The sequence below is a fragment of the Ampullimonas aquatilis genome (genome assembly GCF_049675895.1).
Classification (GTDB): Bacteria; Pseudomonadota; Gammaproteobacteria; order Burkholderiales; family Burkholderiaceae_D; genus Ampullimonas; species Ampullimonas aquatilis.
This window is the reverse complement of record NZ_CP183834.1, coordinates 1,226,862-1,248,013: the sequence shown is the minus strand read 5'-3', so window position 1 is coordinate 1,248,013 and position 21,152 is coordinate 1,226,862. Positions and strand designations below refer to the sequence as shown.

Annotated in this window: 20 protein-coding genes; 13 read left to right on the top strand and 7 right to left on the bottom strand. The window is 50.9% G+C overall.

Annotated elements, in window-relative coordinates:
- Positions 1–30: 30 nt before the first annotated feature.
- Entirely contained in the window at positions 31–813 is a 783-nt protein-coding gene (locus tag ACMYR3_RS05680) for a UPF0149 family protein (RefSeq protein ID WP_424195347.1), read from the top strand.
- A gap of 451 nt (positions 814–1,264) precedes the next feature.
- Positions 1,265–2,080 carry a YkgJ family cysteine cluster protein gene (locus ACMYR3_RS05675; protein WP_424195345.1) on the top strand — a complete coding sequence of 272 codons (816 nt, stop codon included), beginning with the start codon at positions 1,265–1,267 and terminating at the stop codon, positions 2,078–2,080.
- A gap of 52 nt (positions 2,081–2,132) precedes the next feature.
- On the opposite strand, the gene ACMYR3_RS05670 is transcribed toward ACMYR3_RS05675, so the two are convergent.
- Positions 2,133–2,957: a DUF4118 domain-containing protein gene (locus tag ACMYR3_RS05670; protein ID WP_424195343.1), complete on the bottom strand. Its 825-nt coding sequence runs from the start codon at positions 2,955–2,957 to the stop codon at positions 2,133–2,135.
- A gap of 172 nt (positions 2,958–3,129) precedes the next feature.
- Here ACMYR3_RS05670 and ACMYR3_RS05665 point away from each other — a divergent pair, with 172 nt between their 5' ends.
- Both ACMYR3_RS05665 and ACMYR3_RS05660 read left to right on the top strand, forming a co-directional pair.
- Positions 3,130–3,993: an alpha/beta hydrolase gene (locus ACMYR3_RS05665; RefSeq protein WP_424195341.1), complete on the top strand. Its 864-nt coding sequence runs from the start codon at positions 3,130–3,132 to the stop codon at positions 3,991–3,993.
- Between the two features lie 76 nt (positions 3,994–4,069).
- Positions 4,070–4,819, top strand: coding sequence for a MipA/OmpV family protein (locus ACMYR3_RS05660; RefSeq protein WP_424195339.1), 750 nt, complete (start codon positions 4,070–4,072; stop codon positions 4,817–4,819).
- A gap of 158 nt (positions 4,820–4,977) precedes the next feature.
- Here the strand turns inward: ACMYR3_RS05660 and modD are convergent, their stop codons facing one another.
- From modD to ACMYR3_RS05630, 6 genes are all read right to left on the bottom strand, one after another.
- Complete coding sequence (modD, locus tag ACMYR3_RS05655) at positions 4,978–5,910, bottom strand: ModD protein (RefSeq protein ID WP_424195337.1); 933 nt, start codon at positions 5,908–5,910, stop codon at positions 4,978–4,980.
- Between the two features lie 59 nt (positions 5,911–5,969).
- On the bottom strand, positions 5,970–7,082 hold the full coding sequence (gene modC, locus ACMYR3_RS05650) for a molybdenum ABC transporter ATP-binding protein (RefSeq protein WP_424195335.1): 1,113 nt from the start codon (positions 7,080–7,082) through the stop codon (positions 5,970–5,972).
- Positions 7,079–7,789: a molybdate ABC transporter permease subunit gene (gene modB, locus ACMYR3_RS05645; RefSeq protein ID WP_424195333.1), complete on the bottom strand. Its 711-nt coding sequence runs from the start codon at positions 7,787–7,789 to the stop codon at positions 7,079–7,081. The genes modC and modB overlap by 4 nt, the downstream gene beginning before the upstream one ends.
- Before the next feature lie 54 nt (positions 7,790–7,843).
- Complete coding sequence (gene modA, locus ACMYR3_RS05640; protein ID WP_424195331.1) at positions 7,844–8,644, bottom strand: molybdate ABC transporter substrate-binding protein; 801 nt, start codon at positions 8,642–8,644, stop codon at positions 7,844–7,846.
- 28 nt (positions 8,645–8,672) lie between these two features.
- Complete coding sequence (locus ACMYR3_RS05635; protein ID WP_424195329.1) at positions 8,673–9,161, bottom strand: hypothetical protein; 489 nt, start codon at positions 9,159–9,161, stop codon at positions 8,673–8,675.
- Positions 9,162–9,288: 127 nt separating this feature from the next.
- Positions 9,289–10,143, bottom strand: coding sequence for a TOBE domain-containing protein (locus ACMYR3_RS05630; protein ID WP_424195327.1), 855 nt, complete (start codon positions 10,141–10,143; stop codon positions 9,289–9,291).
- Between the two features lie 160 nt (positions 10,144–10,303).
- On the opposite strand from ACMYR3_RS05630, the gene ACMYR3_RS05625 reads away from it, so the two are divergent.
- The 9 genes from ACMYR3_RS05625 to xth all read left to right on the top strand — a co-directional run bounded on the left by ACMYR3_RS05625 (position 10,304) and on the right by xth (position 21,096).
- Positions 10,304–10,732: a TOBE domain-containing protein gene (locus ACMYR3_RS05625; protein ID WP_424195325.1), complete on the top strand. Its 429-nt coding sequence runs from the start codon at positions 10,304–10,306 to the stop codon at positions 10,730–10,732.
- Positions 10,733–10,843: 111 nt separating this feature from the next.
- The gene (locus ACMYR3_RS05620) at positions 10,844–13,363 is read left to right on the top strand and encodes a PAS domain-containing sensor histidine kinase (RefSeq protein ID WP_424195323.1); all 2,520 of its coding nucleotides are present in this window, start codon (positions 10,844–10,846) and stop codon (positions 13,361–13,363) included.
- 101 nt (positions 13,364–13,464) lie between these two features.
- Positions 13,465–14,094 (top strand): response regulator transcription factor, encoded by a 630-nt coding sequence (locus ACMYR3_RS05615; protein ID WP_424195321.1) that lies wholly within the window; start codon positions 13,465–13,467, stop codon positions 14,092–14,094.
- Positions 14,095–14,110: 16 nt separating this feature from the next.
- Positions 14,111–14,962 (top strand): bifunctional methylenetetrahydrofolate dehydrogenase/methenyltetrahydrofolate cyclohydrolase FolD, encoded by an 852-nt coding sequence (folD, locus tag ACMYR3_RS05610; RefSeq protein WP_424195319.1) that lies wholly within the window; start codon positions 14,111–14,113, stop codon positions 14,960–14,962.
- Positions 14,963–15,037: 75 nt separating this feature from the next.
- A complete protein-coding gene (locus tag ACMYR3_RS05605) occupies positions 15,038–17,101 on the top strand; it encodes a M3 family metallopeptidase (RefSeq protein WP_424195317.1) in 2,064 nt (687 codons plus the stop codon).
- A gap of 23 nt (positions 17,102–17,124) precedes the next feature.
- Positions 17,125–17,802 carry a glutaredoxin family protein gene (locus ACMYR3_RS05600; RefSeq protein WP_424195316.1) on the top strand — a complete coding sequence of 226 codons (678 nt, stop codon included), beginning with the start codon at positions 17,125–17,127 and terminating at the stop codon, positions 17,800–17,802.
- Between the two features lie 394 nt (positions 17,803–18,196).
- Positions 18,197–18,955, top strand: a complete 759-nt coding sequence (locus ACMYR3_RS05595) for a DJ-1/PfpI family protein (RefSeq protein WP_424195314.1) — start codon at positions 18,197–18,199, stop codon at positions 18,953–18,955.
- Between the two features lie 149 nt (positions 18,956–19,104).
- Positions 19,105–20,109 (top strand): GlxA family transcriptional regulator, encoded by a 1,005-nt coding sequence (locus ACMYR3_RS05590; RefSeq protein ID WP_424195312.1) that lies wholly within the window; start codon positions 19,105–19,107, stop codon positions 20,107–20,109.
- A gap of 216 nt (positions 20,110–20,325) precedes the next feature.
- On the top strand, positions 20,326–21,096 hold the full coding sequence (gene xth, locus ACMYR3_RS05585) for an exodeoxyribonuclease III (protein WP_424195310.1): 771 nt from the start codon (positions 20,326–20,328) through the stop codon (positions 21,094–21,096).
- The last annotated feature ends 56 nt before the right edge of the window (positions 21,097–21,152 follow it).

Here is a 21,152-nt window from a genome sequence, read left to right as displayed (position 1 = left end):
GTTTTTAAATACATCCATTGAGTATCCAATATGAGCGAGATTGACCAGCCCCTTTCCCAAGACGATATCGACACCCTAGGCGACTGGCTGGTGAGCGCAGACTTGCCGCCCACAGGCATGGATATTTCCATGCTGGATGGTTATCTGGCCGCAATTGCGCTCAACCCCAAGGTACTGGCGCCGCAGGTATGGCTGCCCTGGATCTGGGATAGCGAGCAAGGCCGTGACACGCCCGATGTACGCAACGCCGATCAGCTCAACAAAATGGTCAAGCTGATCATGCGTCATTACAACGCGGTGCTCGACGCCATTGAAAACCGGGTCTATGAGCCCATCCTGTTTGAACTGGATGAAGACGAGCTGGCTGCCATGGAAGAAGAGGAAGACAGTGAGGCACGTGATCCGGAAGCCTGGTGCCAGGGTTTCATGCTGGCGCTGGGTCAGGACCCTGCGGTATGGCAGGAGATTCTCGATAAAGACATGCAGTTATTGGCCAGCATTGTGCTGATTGGCACCGACCGTGGTCAGGAAGTCATGCAGACCAAGGGCCGTGAAGCGATTGTGCTCAATGCCCACAAGACCATCCCGGCCAGTGTGCTGGCGCTGTTTGACCATTTTGAACCACAACGCAAACAGCTCGCCCAGGCAGCCGTCAAAAAGCCGGGCCAGAGTAATGCCAAAGCGATTGGCAAAAACGCGCTGATTCCCGATCCCATCAAAAATGCCGCACCCAAAACCGGTCGCAACGACTTGTGTGCCTGCGGTTCCGGCAAAAAATTCAAAAAGTGCTGTGGCGCTGACAAGGCTGAGTAAATGAATGTGGTGAGATGAGTATTGAGGTCGACATGGTGCTCTGCTTCACACTTGACGCCATCGACTCGACTAACGATGGAAAACCCTGTCACCACAAAGACACTAAGAACACCAAATCTAAGGACACCAAGTCAAAAACGCTCTGAGCGGCGTGATACCAGCACGCAGGCAACATCCTATTTGTCCCCAGACACCTTGATGATGGGTGAGCAGCGGACTCCATCGCAGGTTTTGCTTGGTACCCTTAGTGTCTTTGTGGTGAGCACGCTTGCCTTCCTCAACCAAGAACTTGATCCATATCAGCATCCTGTCCTCTGAATTTCTTTAAGCTGAATGCCATCTCTTAATCCGATCTTTTAACCCGGTGTCGCGCTGGCAAAGCCAATTGGCAGTGCTCGTCATCATGGTCGCTGGCCGTGATGACCTTCATCCAAACTTCTCGTGTGTCCTCATGAACCCCACGTCCAGTTCAATCAGTCCGGCCAAGGCTACACCCCACACCCCAGCCGACAATAGCTCACTCGCTTTTTTTCTCGATCAGCATGCGGCCTTTGTCCAGGCCATGGCTCCGCGCCAAGGCCGTGCCGATTTGATTGACGCGGTGTTGATGCAGGCCTTTGACAGTTTTGATGGCAACGTCGCCATCCAGACCGAAGATGCGCCAGACATTGAATGCCACAAGGGTTGCGCCAGTTGCTGTACCCTGCGGGTCACGGCCACCGCACCCGAGGTGTGGATGGTAGCGCGCTATCTGCGCTGGCTGGGCAGTCATCCACAAGGACAACATTTGGGACTGATTGGCCGACTTGCCGAAGCCGACAGCCAGACCCGTGGACTGAACGAAGCACAGCGCATCAAACTGCGCGAACGCTGTCCGTTCATCATTGATGGCGCATGTCGCATCTATTCCGTGCGACCATTGGCCTGTCGTGGCCATGCCTCATTCAATAAACGTGAGTGTGTGGAAGCGGCCGCTGGTCGTACTGATAGCGTGGCGATTTCTGAACCGCACAAGCTGGTTCGTGGCCTGGTACAAAATGCCCTGCAGTCGGCACTGCGCGATGCCGGTTATGTCTGGCAAATTTATGAGTTGAATCACGCGCTGATGCTGGCCATTACCCAACCCGATGCCGAAGCCCAGTGGCTGGCCGGTAAAGATCCCTTGGCTGCGGCACAAATCTCAGAAATCAGTAGCGAAGAAATGGCTGGGGTGTTTGATCAGATCAAGCTGCAACAGCGCGAGGATCACAGCGCTCAGGCAGGCTAAACGCAGCACGCGCGTATTAAGGTCCCTGCAGGCGTGGCTCTGACGTCGGCGCTCAGACTGGCAGAACATGCTGCACCTCGCCCAGCTCCACGTTTTCGAGCCGGATTACCGTGCCATGCTGGTTGGATGATGAGGTATAAATGCCTTTGCAATATTGATAATCGCCATCGGCCAAAACCAGTCGAAACTGACTGGCCATTGACAGCCCGGGTGTTTGGCTCAGGGTCTGAATGATGGCCTGGGTAGATGCCACATCATCAGGATGCAACATGCGCAACCAGCGTTGTGGCTCCTGTATCTGGCTGTCCATGCCGGTCATATCAAAAAGGCGCACATCAATATACTCAAAACCGCCATTGACGCGCATCATGACCCAGATATTGGGCATCACCGACACCATGGTCTGCAGCATCTTCTGGCTTTGAGTATGTGCAGTTTCTGCGGTTTTACGGGCTGCATCGGAGCGCAATAACATGTCATAGCGCGACTCGGCCACTTCCATCAGGAGCTGTGCTTCATACTTGGTTCGCCGCAAGGATTCAATCAAAGCAATACCCACCACGCAAATCAGCATGATGCCCGTCAACTGCACGACATCATCGAGCGTTAACACATCAAACTGGTTGAATGGCGGCATGAAAAAAAAGTTGGCGGCAGGCATGCTCAGCAGAAAAACCATGACAGCTGGGCCCAGTCCCCAAAAATATTCCGTCAACAAGGTTGCCAGGATAAAACTGGAAAACGGTAAACGATGTTCCAGAAAACCATGCAAGGCATAACGCAACAGACAAGCGATCATAAAGAAGGCGAATCCGGCGGGATAACCAATCCAGCCAGATGGTGCCCATTTTTTTGCATTGCGGATTTGATTGTGCATAGATTTGTTTATCAGCTTGCTGGTTTTACCTGATGAACCGGCAATCAGCCTATCAGAATTGGTTTTAATGAGCCAGATCAATGAATGGCCAGGAAACAGTCACAAGAAATAGTCACGGGAAACAATCACCCTAAGCGGTACAATGTCAGGTTATCTCAATATGATGAAAAATATGCAACTAGCTACTTCGACCAGTCAGCAATCCTCGCTCTATCAACGTGATATTCGTCTGTCCGGTGGCGCTCATGCGGTTTTGCTGATCCATGGACTGGCCAGCACCCCACTCGAATTGCGCATTGTTGCCAAAGCCCTGCATAAGCACGATTTTACAACGGTGGTGCCATATTTCCCTGGTTATGGCAATGATTCTGCGTGCGCCAGCTGGCAAGACTGGCTGGCTGGGGTACGTGCTCAATTTTTAGCCTTGCAGGCTACCCATACCACGGTATCGTTGGGTGGTTTGTGTATTGGTGCCACGCTGGCACTGGCATTGGCAATTGAACAGCCGGTGCAATCACTCGCCCTGCTCTCCACCACCCTGCAATATGATGGCTGGGCCATTCCTTACTATCACCCACTGTTATCGCTGGCCTATCATACGCCCATCAAGAACTGGTACACCTATCGCGAACGTGAACCCTTTGGATTGAAAAACGAAAAGCTGCGCGAAGGTATTCGTCGCAGCATGCTCGCCTCCAATCAGTCTCGGGCAGGCGCGTCAACCATTTCCATCGACCATATTTATCAGGCACAACAACTGGCCAAGTATGTGCGTAAAAATCTGTCCAGGATCACTTGCGACACATTGCTCATGCACGCCATTGATGATGAAACTTCCAGCCCAAAAAATGCGCAGATTGTGTATGACGGTATTCATTCTGTCCATAAACACAAGCTGATGCTGGATGACTGTTATCACATGATTACGCTGGATAATGGCCGTGACAATGTAGCGCGCGAGACGGCCTTGTTCATCAAAGAAAGTGTGTCCCGCAATACGGCATCCCATCTTCCACGGATTCAGCAACAGGGCTGATTGAAGCTACTATCCGGAACACCTGTATCTACTTTTGCGTACTCGCACCATGATCCGAGCACTGAATCATTTGCTATTGAGTTTATTGCTTATACCCTTGTTGGCCCTGGCGCAGGTTGATGCCACACCTTCTTCTACCCTGCAACTCTCGGCAGGCGCCAGCTATGGCAACAATGGCCTGTTCAAAGGGATTCTGACCCAGCCACAATGGGATCTGGCGCTCAATGTAGACTATCGTGATGACCGTCTGTTTGCCAATTCGCTCAATGGCGTTGGTTATCAGGTGCTCAAGGTAGGTTCATTGAATCTGGGTGTGTCACTCAACTATCTGCTGGGTCGGGATGTCAAGCAGGATCGTCGCTATCAGGGTTTGAATGATGTCCATGGCGCGCTGGAACCGATGCTCTCCATCGACTGGCAACCCTATGGTGAAGTGCTGGATATCTATGCCAACTATGGCAAGGCCATCGCCGGCAGTCGTGGTGCACAAGGCGTGCTGGGTGCGACACTGGGTTTCCCAGTCGCCAGTCAAACCACAGGTTATCTCGACTATTACCTGACCGTGAGTGACCAGACCTATCATCAGGCCTACTACGGCGTGAACGCACCACAGAGTGCCACTTCCTCCTACGCCACGTTTCATCCGGAATCTGGCGTGACCAGCCAGAATGTGTCAGTGGGCATCAATCATCAGGTCAATGCGCAATGGAGTGTGCTGGCCAGCATCGGCCAGCAACGCTTTGGCTCGGCGGTTCACCACAGCCCAATTTTGACCCGTCGCACCAGTCACACGGGCAGTGTGATGGTTGCCTACCAGTTCTGGTAAGCCATTTAAAAATACGCCAAAATAGGCATACTTCCACCCAGTTTATTGATAAATAATCTGCTTAAGTGTGGATTTATTAGGTCTATTTTTTTACTCATAGAGAGTATATAAATGAGTTATAAATTGACCACGCAAGCCATATCGCTGGTTAGCGCAACTTAATCCAGCAGTAAAAAACGCACCGCAACATCACGTGGCGGCGCACTGTAGGGCGCAGACGTCACGATTAACTGCGCACCGGCCTGCACATAGTCCGCCACATTCTGGCAATTGATACCACCTGCCGCAATCAACAGCGGACGCCTGGGTGACAGGGAACGCACTTGAGACGCCGTTGATATCACCACTGGCTTGCGCTCGGTATTCAGCGGCGAATCGTGTTGTGTATGAAGTTGTTGGTCGAGTTCAATCAGCAGCTGCTCAAGCTGCGCTGGCGTAAACTTTTCCAGTTGCAAGGCATCCGCCCCGGCTTCGGCCCAGCTCAGTGCTTCGGCAATATTTGAAACTTCAACCACCACTTTCTTTTCCGGTTCCTGCTGTTTGAGCAAGGCCACCGTCTGCGCTGGGGGCATATCCAAATAAAGCCGATGCTCGGCAAAAATCAGCAGACTCTCTGACAGACCCAGGCGGTGCATGCGCGCTCCACCCGCACGCACCGCCTTGACGGACATGGCCTTCACACCCGGTACCGATTTGCGCGTGCAAGCCACCGCCACTGGCGTAGCGGCAGCAACCATGGCGCTAGCTACGCTGGCCATACCACTGGCCCATTCCACCAGGTTTTGCGCCACTTTCCAGGCATGATGCAGTGCTGGCACCGGGCCTTGTGCCTCCAGAATCAAAGCATCTGCTGGTAATTGACTACCACTGGCCGAGTGCAAGACCACATCGGCTCCCACCAGTTGCAGGAGCCGCATGGCTTCTTCACTGCCGCATAAGGTCATGGCAGAACGCGCCTTGAAAGTCAGCCGACCAGGCTGGCCCTGTAAAGGCAGGCTGGCCGTTGTGAGATCGCCATAGGGTACGTCTTCCTGCAGCAGCTGCCAGAGCGACGCATCATCCAAGGCGCAATTTGTTTGAAATTTCAACATCGCTGATTCACTTTAATTCATCAACAGTACCCGCTTCAACCATCAAACAGCTACCGAATTTAACTACCCAAGACCGCCACACCCTTGATCTGCGCATAGATTGACTGGCCATTCTGCAAACCCAGCAGTGCTGCAGATTTGCGGGTGATGCGCGACAGCAGCCGGACACCTTCGACATCGAGCTGAATCAGAGTACGTCCATGCGCATCATCGCGCTGACTGATCAGCGTGACCGGCAGGCAATTAAGAATACTGCTCTGTTGTCCCGGCACCAGCGTCAGGCTGACATCGCGCGCCAATAGTTGCAACCGCACCGTTTGACCGGGTGCCTGTGCGACTTGCCCCACCCAGAGTGGATAGCCTTGCAAGTCGAGGCAGGTCAACGCAAATTCGGGCTCATGTGCCACGACTTTAGCCCGCACCACCACCGCTGCATCATCGGTTTCGACCAATGGCAAATCGAGCCGCGACGTGACTTCACCCACCGGTCCGGTCGCCACCACACGACTGCCTTGCTGAACCCGCTCCAGCAAGACCAGATGATCGGCCAGACGCGCCACTTCATGCATGGCATGGCTGACATAAATCATGGGCATGGCCAGTTCATCACGCAGCCGTTCCAGATAAGGCAGGACTTCGAGCTTGCGGGCTTCATCCAGTGCGGCCAAGGGCTCATCGAGCAGCAATAATTGTGGACTGGTCAACAAGGCACGAGCAATCGCCACCCGCTGCTTTTCTCCACCGGACAATAGAGCCGGACGCCGCGTCAGCAAATGGCCAATACCCAACAGTTCAATCACTTCATGGGGGAAAATCTTGCGTTGGGCTGCAGTAATCCGCCGATAACCATATTCGATATTGTCTTTGACACTCAGATGAGCAAACAGCTGCGCATCCTGAAAAACCATACCCAAGGCACGTTGATGAGTGGGTACAAATACACCGGCAGCACTATCTTGCCAAATCGAATCACCCACCACCACGCGCGCCTGTGGCACCCGTTCCAGTCCGGCCAATATCCGCAGCAGACTGGTCTTGCCCGAACCCGAAGCGCCAAACAGGGCCGTGACACCCTGCCCCGGCAAAACCAGATCGGCGGCCAAGTTAAAGCCCGGGTGATTGAGCTGCGCCTGCAACGTAATGGTTTGCGTGATCAGATCGTTCATCTTCATGCGGACCGCCGCTCTGACATTTTTCCACCCAGCCCTTGCTCAAGCTGCCGTTGTCCCATCAACTGCATGAACAACAGGACCGCCATGGAAAATACCAGCATGCCACCCGCCATCCAGTGCGCCTTGGTGTATTCCAGCGCCTCGACATGGTCGTAGACAACCACTGACAACACGCTGGTCTTGCCAGGAATATTGCCGCCAATCATGAGCACGATGCCAAACTCGCCCACCGTATGCGCAAAACCCAGCACTGCTGCCACCAAAAAGCCGGGCTTGGCCAAGGGCAACACCACACTGATAAAACGATCCAGCGGGCCGGCACGCAAGCTGGCCGCAGCTTCCAGCGGACCATTACCGATGGCTTCAAAGGCATTTTGCAAAGGCTGCACTACAAAGGGCAATGAATAAAACACCGAGGCAACCACCAGACCGGTAAAGGTAAAGGGCAAGGTAGACAGCCCCACGCCTAGCATCAGTTTGCCAATTGGCCCATTGGGACCAAGCATGAGCAAGAGATAAAAACCCAGCACCGTCGGTGGCAACACCAGCGGCAAGGCAACACAGGCAGCAATCCACGGCTTGATACGCGAACGAGTACGCGCCAGCCACCACGCGATCGGGGTGCCCACCAAAAGCAACAACACTGTCACCAGCGCTGCCAATTGCAAGGTTAAAGTAATGGCCTGCCAGTCTGCCGTCGTCAGCAAATCATCCCTCGTCTTAAGTTGTTGGCAGCAAAGCCCAGATTCAATGTACCGATTTCAATGTGCCAATACTTTGGCATCGGCCAGATCATAGCCAAAAGACCGAATCACAGCATGGGCCTGTTCACCCTTGAGCCAGGCCAGCCAAGCCTTGGCTGCCGCATTGTCCTTGCCATTATTCAGTAAAACTGCGTCCTGCAGCAAAGGCGTATATAGTTTGGCAGGCACAATCCAGGCCGAGCCCTCCTTGATCTGTCCATCCTTGAATACCTGCGACAAAGCCACAAAACCAATCTCGGCATTGCCCGATGCGGTGAACTGATAAGCTTGCGTGATGTTTTCACCTTGCACAAACTTGGCTTCAAGCTTGTCATACACATTCAGTTTTTTCATCGCTTCAATGGCCGCCGCACCATAAGGTGCCAACTTGGGATTGCAAATCGCCACATGCTCCACATTGCCCTTGAGCAAGACATCGCCCCGCTCATCCACCACCCCCGGCTTGGCACTCCATAACACCAGCTTGCCAACCGCATAAGTAAAGTTGCTGCCCGATACGGCAGCCCCTTCATCAATCAGTTTTTTGGGCGTTTCATCATCCGCCGCCAGCAACACCTGAAACGGTGCGCCAGCCTTGATCTGCGCATAAAACTTGCCGGTTGAGCCCAATGACACCAGCACCTTGTGACCAGTAGCCTGCTCAAAAGCAGGAATAATCTGTTGCACCGGACTGGCAAAGTTGGCAGCAACGGCAATATTGACTTCCTCGGCGTGAACAGTGCTGTTGTTCAATGACACACCTGCTATCACCAACAACAAGCTGCTGACCCGATTAACCCATTGACTGATCGACTTCATGAACGACTCCTCAAACAAAATAAAATAACTACCAGACTTTTTGTACCGTAATACGCGCCAGGTTGCGTACATGACGCGGGCCGGTAAAAGTATCGGCGCCACTCACCAGTGCAAACTGCCCTTGGTGCGGCAAAAATGGTGCATCGGCACTATCAAACGCCACATAAACCTGTTCGCCCACTGGCGAATGGAACAACTCCATCCAGCTAAACAAGGCACGATAGCCTTCCAGTGACTCGGCAATCACAATCAGTTTTTTAAAATCATCGTCGCGCTCCATGATGGGTTGCGCATCCAGAACCAGCGAATCAAGTCGCGTCACACGCAAACGACGCAGTGCCGCCTGCTTGCTGTCAAAACGACAGCTCACGCCAAAATCTTCAAGGATCTGACTCGGCAACTGACGCAAACTGCTCAGACACAATACCATCGGATGTTTGACGTGCCCGGTAATGAGCACATTGCGGGAAATGCCATCGGCATCGAGTAGGAGTGACTCTGGTCTATCGGGCATCATGGTAACCTCACGCTACAAATAGTATGTCGGATTTGTTCGATATGCAATTTATTACACATCGTTACTCCAGCAATGCAATTGCCAGACCAAGCTCACATTGTCTTAAAAAAACGGATTGGAAAAATAATCAGCGATCGGTAGCAATCAGCACTACCGAGGGATCAAATACGGCCATCGCAGCCTGCCCCAATTGCCAGTCAGATTGCTCCGGCGCAGTCTCGTGCAGCCCATGAACACTCAGTCCACCCGAAATATCCAGGGCAATCTGAGTACGCCCGGCCTCTTCTTCAACGCTATCAATCAGCCCTTCCAAACGGTTGAAATCAATCGGCAAAACCGTATCACTGGGTACCACCACCACCGCACTGGCCTTAAAGATAGCAATCACTGTGCTACCTTTTTGCAAACCTAACTGATCCACGCTTTGCTGCGATAAACGCGAACGAATCCGCTGACCATTGCCCAGCTGCAACTGCAACACCACTTGCGGGCCCGATTTACGACTACCGACCACTTCGGCTGCCAGCTGATTACGGGCACTGGTTTGCAAGGTCAAACGTCGCAACATGGTGAGATAGTGCTGGGCGTCTTGCGATTGATCAGCAACACCTGCCGCATTGAATTGCTGCTCCGTCATGAAAGCCAGATACTGCTGCTGACGCTGCTGATAGTCCTTGTAGGCCGCCATGAGGCGCTCTCCTGTAGCGGTCAGGTGAGCACCACCGCCGCCACCGCTGCCACCCTTGGTCCGTTCAACCAGCGCTGTGCCTGCCAGGTTATTGAGATTTTCAATCATTGTCCAGGCAGTGCGATAGCTGATATTCAATGCCTGTGCGGCAGCCGTAATCGAGCCGCCAATTGCGAGCTGGCGCAACAGTTCAAACTGGGCTGGCCCCAAAAGTTCTCGGCCATCACACTCAATTAACAGCTGGGTTGCAAAAGCAAAGGGTTTGGCAAAAAAATCACCTGGATTCTGTAACATAACTCAACCTGAAAATATCGACTCGATCACACTTTACACCGAGCCGATGAATGATTTGATGGAATCAGAAGATCTTGCCTTTAGAGTTGGCACATGCTTTGCAGAGCAAAGTATGGATCGTAGCTCAACTTCTCCCCCCAACCATTCTAGCGAGTACTTTATGCCCATCAGCGCACGCAATCAATTTAACACCGTGGTATCTAAAATCATCCTTGGCGCAGTCAACGCCGAGATTGAACTGATTACTGACGGTGGTTCACCGATCGTCGCCATTATCACCAATGAAAGCATCAATGCTTTAGGATTGGCTGTAGGCAAAAAAGTCATCGCCCTGGTCAAGGCACCCTGGATCATCGTGGTCAGTGGTGAGTCCCCCTACTTGTTCAGTGCTCGCAATCAACTGACTGGCAAGGTCAGCAAAATTGGCACGGGTTCGGTCAACAGCGAGATCACTATCACCCTGCCCGGTGGCACTGAGATTCATTCGATCATCACCAATGATTCAGTCAGCGCCCTTGGTTTAAATGTTGGCGGGACAGCCACCGCACTGTTCAAATCCAGTCACGTGATCCTGGCAGTAGCCAAATAAATAAGAAATCTGCTGATTTTCGGTGGGAAGTGGCTTTATTGTTTAAAATCGGGTAAATACTTACCCAAACCTGCGCGGGCATCTGTTTGCTCATGCTGTTTATCCGAAATTTTGAATAGCCTTTCCAAGTCACTTCTCCCCACCAGCCTGCGACGCTGGATTGCTCGTCAGCGCATGATGCGGTCTGACATTTACCTGTTTTCTCCGATCCTTTCGATTTTGCTGTTCATTGGTGCCATGGGCGGTACCTTATGGATGCTCAATCAGCGCGATCTGGAGCAACAGCGTGACGCCCTGCTGCGCGATCTGGAGTGGGCCCAGCAAAATGTCCTGCTCAAGCTGCAATCCAATCAGGACAAACTGGTCACGCTGGCACGCGAAGTTGGTCAGGGCGGCATTAACGAAGTCGCTTTTCGGGCGTTTGCCAAAGAAATCCTGCTGCAAAACCCTGAATTGGTAATGATCACCCGCATTGACGCTGATCGCACCGCCCGCTGGGTCGGTCCTGCCGAAACCTTTTTCAAGACCCATGTACGCCGCAAGGATGAGCCTGATGATCAGCTGGAACCATTCTGGGCCTTTGAGCGCGCCAAAAATACGCGTCAAACCATTTATACCCGACCATTTGTGGGCGATGACGATGAAATTTATGTCGAAATGCAGGCGCCAGTGGTTCGTCAAGCCCAGTTTTTAGGCACCATCGGCGCGCTATATTCGGTGCGCAACCTGCTTAAATACAGTATTCCCAATGACTTCAGCAAAAAATACAAGGTCTCGATTGTCGACGGTCAAGGTAATCTGCTGGCCAGTAGCACACCGCACCAGATCACCATCAGCCACTTATCATCGGAACTGCCCTTTGACCCACCAGGTTATGGCATTCTGCTCAAGGTCGAAAGCTTTACCAGCCGTTTTGGTTTGATCAACAATATGCTGTTTTGGCTGGTGGGTGGACTGTCCATGATGACCTTATGGAGTCTGTGGAGTCTGAGTCGCCATATCCGTCAGCGCAACCGTACTCAAAAAGCCCTCATGGCGGAAACCAGCTTTCGACGTGCCATGGAAGATTCGATGGTGACCGGCATGTGCGCCACCGATCTGGATGGCCTGATCATCTATGCCAACCGGGCTTTTTGCGATATGGTGGGCTGGAAAGAAGCCGATCTCCTGCAAATGCCCTACCCTTACGAATTCTGGCTGTCGGAAGATCATCTGGATCACGCCATGATTCGCCAAAACATCCGCGAAGGCCAAATTCCCCAGACTGGTTTTGAATTGCGCCTCAAACGGCGCAATGGCAGCGTTTTTTATGCACGACTGCATGTTTCGCCATTGATTGACTCAAGCGGACGGCAAACCGGCTGGATGAGTGCTTATTATGACATTACCGAGCCAAAACGGATTCGGGTAGAGCTCGCTGCAGCACAGGAACGCTTTACCACCGTTCTGGAAGCTCTTGACGCCGCAGTGTCCGTGTTTGATTATGGTCGTGGCGAACTATTATTTGCCAACCGCTATTACCGGACCCTGTTCAAGACCGATACCAGTGGTCATACGGAACTAGCCGGCAGCGCTCCGCCACAATCCAATTACCTGAATGATTCACTGGACAATATCGACAGCATGGCAGGACTACCCACTTCGGCGCTCACTGATGTGCGTTCCAACACTCAGGAAGTGTTTGTAAGCAGCATTGAGCGCTGGTTTGAAGTCCGCCTGCGCTATATTCAATGGGTGGATGGCCGCGTGGCACAAATGCAGATTGCCACTGATGTGACTGCCCGTAAAACCGCTGAGGAAAAAATTCGCCAGGAAGAACAAAAAGCGCAATTTACCAGTCGTCTGATGACCATGGGTGAAATGGCATCCTCGATTGCACATGAGCTCAATCAACCGCTCACTGCCATTACCAATTACAGCATGGGCACCGTCGCGCGGTTAAAAGCTGAAATCAGCAAATTGATTGAACATCAGCCTGAATTGGTGATGGCCGCTGCGGCCAATGAAGACAGCCAGGAAGCCAATCCATTGGCAACCATGCAAAATCTGCTGCCAGCACTGGAAAAAACCTCGCAACAAGCGCAACGGGCAGGCATGATCATTCGCCGGATACGCGAGTTTGTCAAACGCAGCGAGCCCAATCGGCGCATGACGGACGTCAAGGTGGTGGTGGCCGATGCAATTGGATTAGCCGAGATTGAAGCATCCAAACGTAATATCAAACTCAAATCAAAGATAGAGCCGGAGCTGCCAGCCATCTTCATGGATCCGATTCTGATTGAACAAGTGCTGGTCAATCTGCTGCGGAATGCGGCTGAAGCCATGGGCAGTCATCCAGAAAAACTGCGCGCCGATGCTGCAGTCAGGCTGATCATCCAGCAGAATGCCGGATATATTGAATTTACGGTATTGGATCAAGGTCCAGGCATCGAACCAAGTATCATGGATCGCTTGTTTGAACCCTTTTTCAGTACCAAGCAGGAAGGGATGGGCATGGGCTTGAATATCTGCCGCTCCATCATCGAGTTTCATGAAGGACGTCTGTGGGCTGAAAATGTTCTGCAGGAGGAACAAGTGATCGGTTGTGCTTTCCGATTTACCTTACCCGTTAAAAAACCCAGTTCTGTGTAGTGAAACTATGCCCTAAAATGCTGAAAGATCCAGCTTTTCTGGGATTAGCCAACGACTCAGGCTGTTTTAATTGCTGTTATTGACTTACCAAGGTTATGCATATGAATCAAAAACCAGCTCCAATCCCGATGCGTCATACGGTATTCATTGTTGATGATGATGATGCTGTCAGAGATTCACTGCAATGGCTGCTAGAAGCCAAGGGACATCGTGTGCAAACCTTTGCCTCGTCAGAAGAATTCCTCAGTCATTTTGATAGCAAGCGCACTGGTTGCCTGATTCTTGATGTGCGGATGCCCGGCATGAGCGGGTTGGAGCTGCAGGAACTGCTCCTGGCCAAAAATATTGTCATCCCGATCATCTTCATTACCGGTCATGGCGATGTGCCGATGGCCGTCACCACCATGAAAAAAGGCGCGATTGACTTCATTGAAAAGCCATTTAATGAAGAAGCCATTACCGCCTTGGTTGACAAAATGTTGATCATTGCCACCCAGCAAACTGAAGCCCATGCGCATAAAGAAGCCACTGATGCGCTACTCAATCGGCTGACGCAACGCGAACAGCAAGTGCTGGAACGGATTGTGGCTGGTCGACTCAACAAACAGATTGCCGATGACCTGTCGATCAGCATCAAGACCGTTGAAGCGCATCGTGCCAACATCATGGAAAAGCTCAATGTCTCCACGGTAGCTGATCTGCTGCGTCTGGCCTTGCAAAAAGATAAATAACTCTCCTATTCCATAAATGACTGCTCAACTTATTGATGGTGTCGCACTGTCCCGCCAGCTTCGCGAAGATGTTAAACAACGTGCTGCCAAACTGACCGCACGTGGTCACACGCCCGGTCTGGCAGTAATTCTGGTTGGTGAAAACCAGGCCAGCCAGGTCTATGTGCGTAACAAGGTGAAAGCCTGTGAAGAAAATGGCATCACTTCCATTCTTGAACATTATCCGGCGAGCCTCACCGAAACCGAACTGCTGGCACGCATTGCACAACTCAATGCCGATCCAAAGATTGATGGCATTCTGGTGCAACTGCCCCTGCCCGATCATATTGATAGCCACAAGGTCATCGAAACCATTGCGCCCGAAAAAGATGTCGACGGTTTTCATGTGGCCAGTGCCGGTGCACTGATGGTTGGTCAACCCGGCTTCAGACCCTGTACACCCTATGGCTGCATGAAAATGCTAGAAAGCATCAACTATCCGGTGAAGGGTGCGCATGCGGTGGTGATTGGTCGCTCCAATATTGTTGGCAAGCCGATGGCTATGCTGTTACTGCAAGCCTCAGCCACGGTCACAATCTGCCATAGCGGCACCAGAAATCTGGCCGAGCTGACCCGTCAGGCTGACATTGTGGTTGCCGCAGTTGGCAAACGCAACGTGTTAACCGCTGATATGGTCAAACCTGGTGCGGTGGTCATCGATGTCGGCATGAATCGCAATGAGGCGGGCAAGCTGTGTGGTGATGTCGATTTTGAAGGCGTCAAGGAAGTTGCCGGTTACCTCACCCCGGTACCCGGTGGTGTTGGCCCGATGACGATCACCATGCTCCTGGTCAATACGATTGAATCTGCCGAACTCACTGTGGCTTAACATGGTGAGCACATTGCTGGTTGAATAGACATTCCTGCCATATATAAATCTTGATGAAGTGAAATGAGTCTGGTCATGAATACTGCTAACGAAATCGCCAATAATCCGCTACTCGATTTTTCTGATCTGCCGCGCTTTGCCGAGATTCGGCCGGAACATGTCACCCCAGCGATTGATCACCTGTTAAGCAATAGCCAGCAAACATTGGCCAGGCTTGAGCAAGATCACACACCTGCAACCTGGCAAGACTTTGTTGCACCGTTGGAAGATAGCACCGAACAACTCAGTCGTGCCTGGGGTATGGTTGGACATCTCAATGCTGTCATGGATACACCTGAACTGCGTGCGGCATTTAACGCCAACCTGCCCAAGGTCACCGAGTTCTGGACGGCACTTTCGCAAAATCTGCAGCTCTTCAACAAATATAAAGCACTCGCCAATAGTGCCGAATTCAACACACTCAATACCGCCAAACAGCGTATTGTGAGCAATGCCCTGCGTGACTTTCGACTGGGTGGTGCCGAACTGTCTGAAGAGAAGAAGCCTCGCTTTGCCGAAATCCAGGAACAGCAAGCTGCGCTGTCGACCAAATTTTCCGAGAATGTGCTTGATGCCACCAATCAGTTTGCCCATTATGTCGAAGCCGAAGCAGATCTGGCTGGTCTACCCGATGACGTGATTCAGGCTGCACGCGCTTCAGCGGAGCGTGACGGCAAGCCTGGCTGGAAATTCACCATGCATTACCCCTCTTACTCACCAGTTTTGCAATATGCGGACAAGCGCAGCCTGCGCGAAGCCATTTATCGGGCGAATGCCACACGTGCTTCTGAGTTGGGTGATGCTGCGCAAGGAACTCAATTTGATAATACCGCCAATATTATTGAAATTTTGAAGTTGCGTGATGAAGAGGCGCATTTGCTGGATTATCAAAATTTTTCTGAAGTCTCATTGGTTCCCAAGATGGCACAATCTCCTCAAGAGGTGATGGACTTTCTGCGTGACCTTGCCAAACGTGCACGTCCTTTTGCCGAAAAGGATTTGGCGGAAGTCAAAGCTTTTGCAGCCAATGAACTGGGGCTGGAAAAACTGGAAGCTTGGGATATTGCCTACGCCTCTGAAAAACTGCGCGAACAGCGTTATGCGTTTTCGGAACAAGAAGTAAAACAATATTTTCCTGAACCCAAGGTCATCGAAGGTCTGTTCAAGGTAATCGAAACACTGTTTTCAGTGCATATCAAACCAGACACAGGCTCAACTTGGCATAAGGATGCCCATTTCTACCGGATTGAAACTCATCAGGGGCAATTGGTTGGTCAGTTTTATCTGGACTTGTATGCACGCGAAGGCAAGCGTGGTGGTGCCTGGATGGATGATGCACGCACCCGCAAACGCAAGGTGGATGGTGCCATTCAAACGCCGATTGCTTATCTGACTTGCAACTTCTCTGGCCCAGTCGGTAATAAACCCGCACTCTTCACCCATGATGAAGTCAACACACTATTCCATGAGTTTGGTCATGGTCTGCATCATATGCTGACCAAGGTCGAAGAGTTAGGCGTATCTGGTATTAATGGCGTGGAATGGGATGCTGTAGAACTGCCCAGCCAGTTCATGGAAAACTTTTGCTGGGAATGGGATGTCCTCAAGCATATGACGGCCCATATTGATACCGGCGCGGCGTTACCCAAAGCACTATTCGACAAGATGCTGGCTGCCAAGAATTTTCAGAATGGCTTGCAAACGTTGCGTCAGATTGAGTTTTCACTGTTTGACATGCGTCTGCATACCGAGTTTGACCCAAGCGGCGCGAAATCGGTACAGCAACTACTTGATGAAGTTCGTGATGAAGTGACGGTCAATCGCCCACCCAGTTTTAACCGCTTTCAGAATACCTTTACGCATATTTTTGCAGGTGGTTATGCTGCCGGTTATTTCAGTTATAAATGGGCTGAAGTGTTGTCTGCCGATGCATTTGCCTATTTTGAAGAACACGGTGTGTTGAGCGAATCTGCCGGGCACCGTTTCTTGCATGAAATTTTGGAAGTCGGCGGCAGCCGCCCGGCAATGGAATCCTTCAAAGCCTTTAGAGGCCGAGAACCAAAGATTGATGCCCTGCTGCGTCATGGTGGCATGGCCTGAAAATAATAATACGAGGAGATGTCATGAACAAGCCACGATTGATGGCATGGCTGTTATCAACAACATTGGCTAGTTTATTGGCTGGATTGTTCGTCAGCCAGTCGGCATTGGCACAATATAAATATGTTGGTCCTGATGGGAAAATCACCTACAGCGATGTACCACCACCCGCGCCTGCCAAAGTGCTCAGTGGACCATCGCACACCACTAAACAGCTTAAATACGGGAATGCAACGCCTGACACAGAAGAAAAATCATCCTATGGCAACCTGCCATATCCGCTGGCACAAAGCAGTAAAAACTTCCCTGTTGTCCTCTACACCCGTGCCAACTGCATACCATGTGATGATGGACGGGCATTATTGCAACGCCGCGGTATTCCGTTTCAGGAAAAGACCGTGGCCAACAATGAAGACCTTGCCAGCCTGAAGGCCCAAACGGGGGATACCGGTATTCCAGTTTTAAAGGTGGGTTCCAGCACTGCAATTGGCTTTGAACCAAGCACCTGGGACAATTCGCTGGATCTGGCCGGTTACCCAAAAACCAGCCAGTTACCTGGCAACTATCGAGCACCTGCTGCAACTTCAGCCGCTCCGAGTCAAGTCAAAGTCATGCCAGAAGCCAAGGCTGACGAACCCCAAAAATATGAAAGTGCACCAGCACAGCCCGCTGGCAATGCACCGCCTGGATTCAAGTTTTAATGAGTCATATGACTAACGACTGATCATTGATTATCGTCGTAGCAATCTTCACTCATCTTCTATAACCAACATCTTCTGTAATTAACCAGTTGAGGTGTTTCATCAAGCCTCTCAACTTGCGCAACAACTTCGTTGGTATTTCCTGTAAATTAGCTGATTAAAGCCTCCATGAATGCCCATTAATCTTTACATCAATAGCTGGGGCAACAGCTACATGAAGTTTATTCACACAGCCAACATCAGAAATCAGGCGTATCCACAATACCCCAAAAATCTGGACTCATCTCGCCATGCAATCTCAGGGATGACTGTATTTGCAGCTTTTATGTCCTTTAAAGATTGAATAAATTTGGCAAACTGACTGCTCCAATAACAGATGACTGAGGAGAGACAAATGCCACATGCACCAATCAGGACTGCTTCCTATCAACGGCTTCACGCAGCCATGAATCCACCAGGAACCCAACCATTTCGCGTCGGCATAGTGATTGGCCCCGGCTTTCTTCCCATGGATATGGTTGGTGTACAAGCCGTATTTGGATTTTTGCCAGGTACTGAAATTCATTTACTCTGGAAAAACAACGATCTCGTTGAAGGCTTTCCTTCCTGGTGGACCAAACCCACCACCACCTTTGCAGAATGCCCAGAAGTTTTGGATGTGCTGGCCGTTCCCATGCTGGCTCCCGAAACCCAGAATGATCCTGAAGTCATTGACTTTGTCGCTGCACAAGGTAAAAAAGCCCGATATATCATTGGCGTGTGCAATGGCGTATTACTTCTTGGAGCAGCCGGCCTGTTAAATGGAAAGCGAGTGACGACCAGCCTGAATGCACTGCCACTCTTGAAAAAATTAGGCGTGACCGAAGTCGTACCTGCTGAACAAGGCGTGGCTGTAGATGGCAATCTTTATACTGCCATCCCAAGTATTGGCAGCTTTGAATGCGCACTGATGGTCGCTGACGCTGCCTTTGGCAGCGATGCCGCCCAACTGGTTAATTTGATTATTGAATACAACCCCCACCCGCCTCTGGGCATAGGAACATCAAAGATCGTCGGTGAAAAAATCACTAACCAGTTTGTGAATATTCTTTCCGATGTCATGCATCAATACAGCCTTGGTGCGATCCCTGCCTTTGAAGCCAGACAGGGCTGATTGATTTAGTCAAAATCGACATATTCAGATTTTGACCTGTTTAGCCGCATGGAACAAATCCATGTGGCTAATTCATATATTATCTATCGCTACCACAAAACCACTGACAGCTGCTCTCTCGTCCCGTCCTCTGTTAAAGTCGTCTGATCATGCTGAATCACCTACAAAGCATTGGGGATGATGTGAAACGAAAAATCACTTTTCTGGTATTTCCGCACTACGAATTGCTTGATCTGAGTGGCCCGGCCTCGGCATTTAACCTGGCCAACGAATTGTTTGATGCTCAATACATCATTCGCGTTGTATCCGCCGAAGGAGGTCTTGTCACGGACCGCGCCGGCATGTCTATCGCGACCGAGGCCTTTGTCGATGTTGAAGAAGGAGAAACCATCATTGCGGTAGGTGGCCCTACTGCTCACTTGCATGAAATTAACCACTCCACCATCACAATCTTGGCTAAAGCCGCTTGTCGAACAAAACGAATAGCGAGCGTTTGCACGGGCACTTTTTTATTAGCAGCGGCAGGCCTACTTGATAAGCGATGGGTAACAACGCATTGGCGCTACGCAAAAATGCTGCAAACGCAGTATCCGTCAATTCGAGTCGATGCCAATAGAATCCATACCAGGGATGGCAATATTTGGACTTCGGCAGGCATGACAGCAGGCATTGACCTTGCACTTGTCTTGATTGAAGACGACTTCGATTTTCAGGTAGCCAAAAATGTGGCAAGAGACCTTGTTGTATACCATCGACGACCCGGTGGGCAATCCCAGTATTCAGCCATGCTCGAGATGGAGCCTGAATCAAGAAGGATCAAAGACGTTCTTTACTATATCAAAAAACATTTGAATGAACCTTTGTCTATTGATCGTCTGGCCGAAATCGCTTGCCTGAGTCCACGTCAATTCAGCCGCATCTTCTTCAATACAACGGGTAATACGCCCGGTAAGGCCATCGAACTGTTAAGGTTGGAAACAGCCAAACCAAGAGTTGAGGATGAGGGTGAATCACTGCAAAAAATTGCTCAAGATGTCGGATTTGGTAGCATTGAACGAATGCGGCGTAGTTTCTTAAATAATTTTGGGCATACACCTCAAGAAATTCGGCAGGCAGCAAGAATACAAAACCATCTGCGTCAAGAGCCAATCTAACAACCCGGTCTTATTTTCAGCACCTGGACTAACCTTGATTGATCTGTTTTGAAAATGGTCATGAGCACCATACTTTCCGATCATCATTCATCATCGTCATATACTTAGGGCATAAGCGTTTTTATAATAGACTGTCATCAGCCTTCCTTTACAGCTCACCTGCTCGTCAAGTCAACGTTTTAGTTGGCATCAGCGTGGGTACTTAATTAGACCGATATGAAAATAGCCACCTGGAACGTCAACTCTCTCAATGTCCGCTTGCCGCAGGTCATCAACTGGCTGGAAGCCAATCCAGTGGATGCTTTGTGCTTGCAGGAAACCAAGCTGACCGATGATAAGTTTCCTGCCGCAGCCCTGGCTGAAGTGGGTTATCAAAGTGTCTTCACCGGGCAAAAAACCTATAACGGCGTGGCCATTCTGTCACGCACTGCGGCTACGGATGTCGTCAAAAATATCTGCAATCATGAAGATGATCAACAGCGGGTGATTGCGGCCACAGTGAATGGCGTGCGACTGATCTGTGCCTATATTCCCAATGGACAGGCACTGGATTCGGATAAATATATCTACAAGCTTGGCTGGCTGACCGCATTGGAAGCGATGGTCAAAGATGAACTAGGCAGACACCCCAAGCTGGCATTACTCGGTGATTACAACATTGCCCCAGAAGATCGTGATGTGCATGATCCGGCAGCTTGGGTAGGGCAAGTCTTGGTTTCGGATAAAGAACGCGCAGCGATGCAACGCCTGATTGAACTGGGTTTGCATGATGCGTTTCGTCTGTTTGAACAACCAGAAAAAACCTTTAGCTGGTGGGATTATCGTCAGCTTGGTTTTCAGAAAAACAAGGGCGTACGCATTGATCACATCCTGCTCTCACCATCATTACGCGATGTGTGTAGTGCCTGCACGATTGATCGACTACCGCGCAAGAATCCTCAGCCATCCGATCATGCACCGGTGATCGCTACGCTGGATATTGAATAAATACACAAATAGATATTCATTTGCGCGGCGCTGCAGGCCAATCAATATCAGGGTTT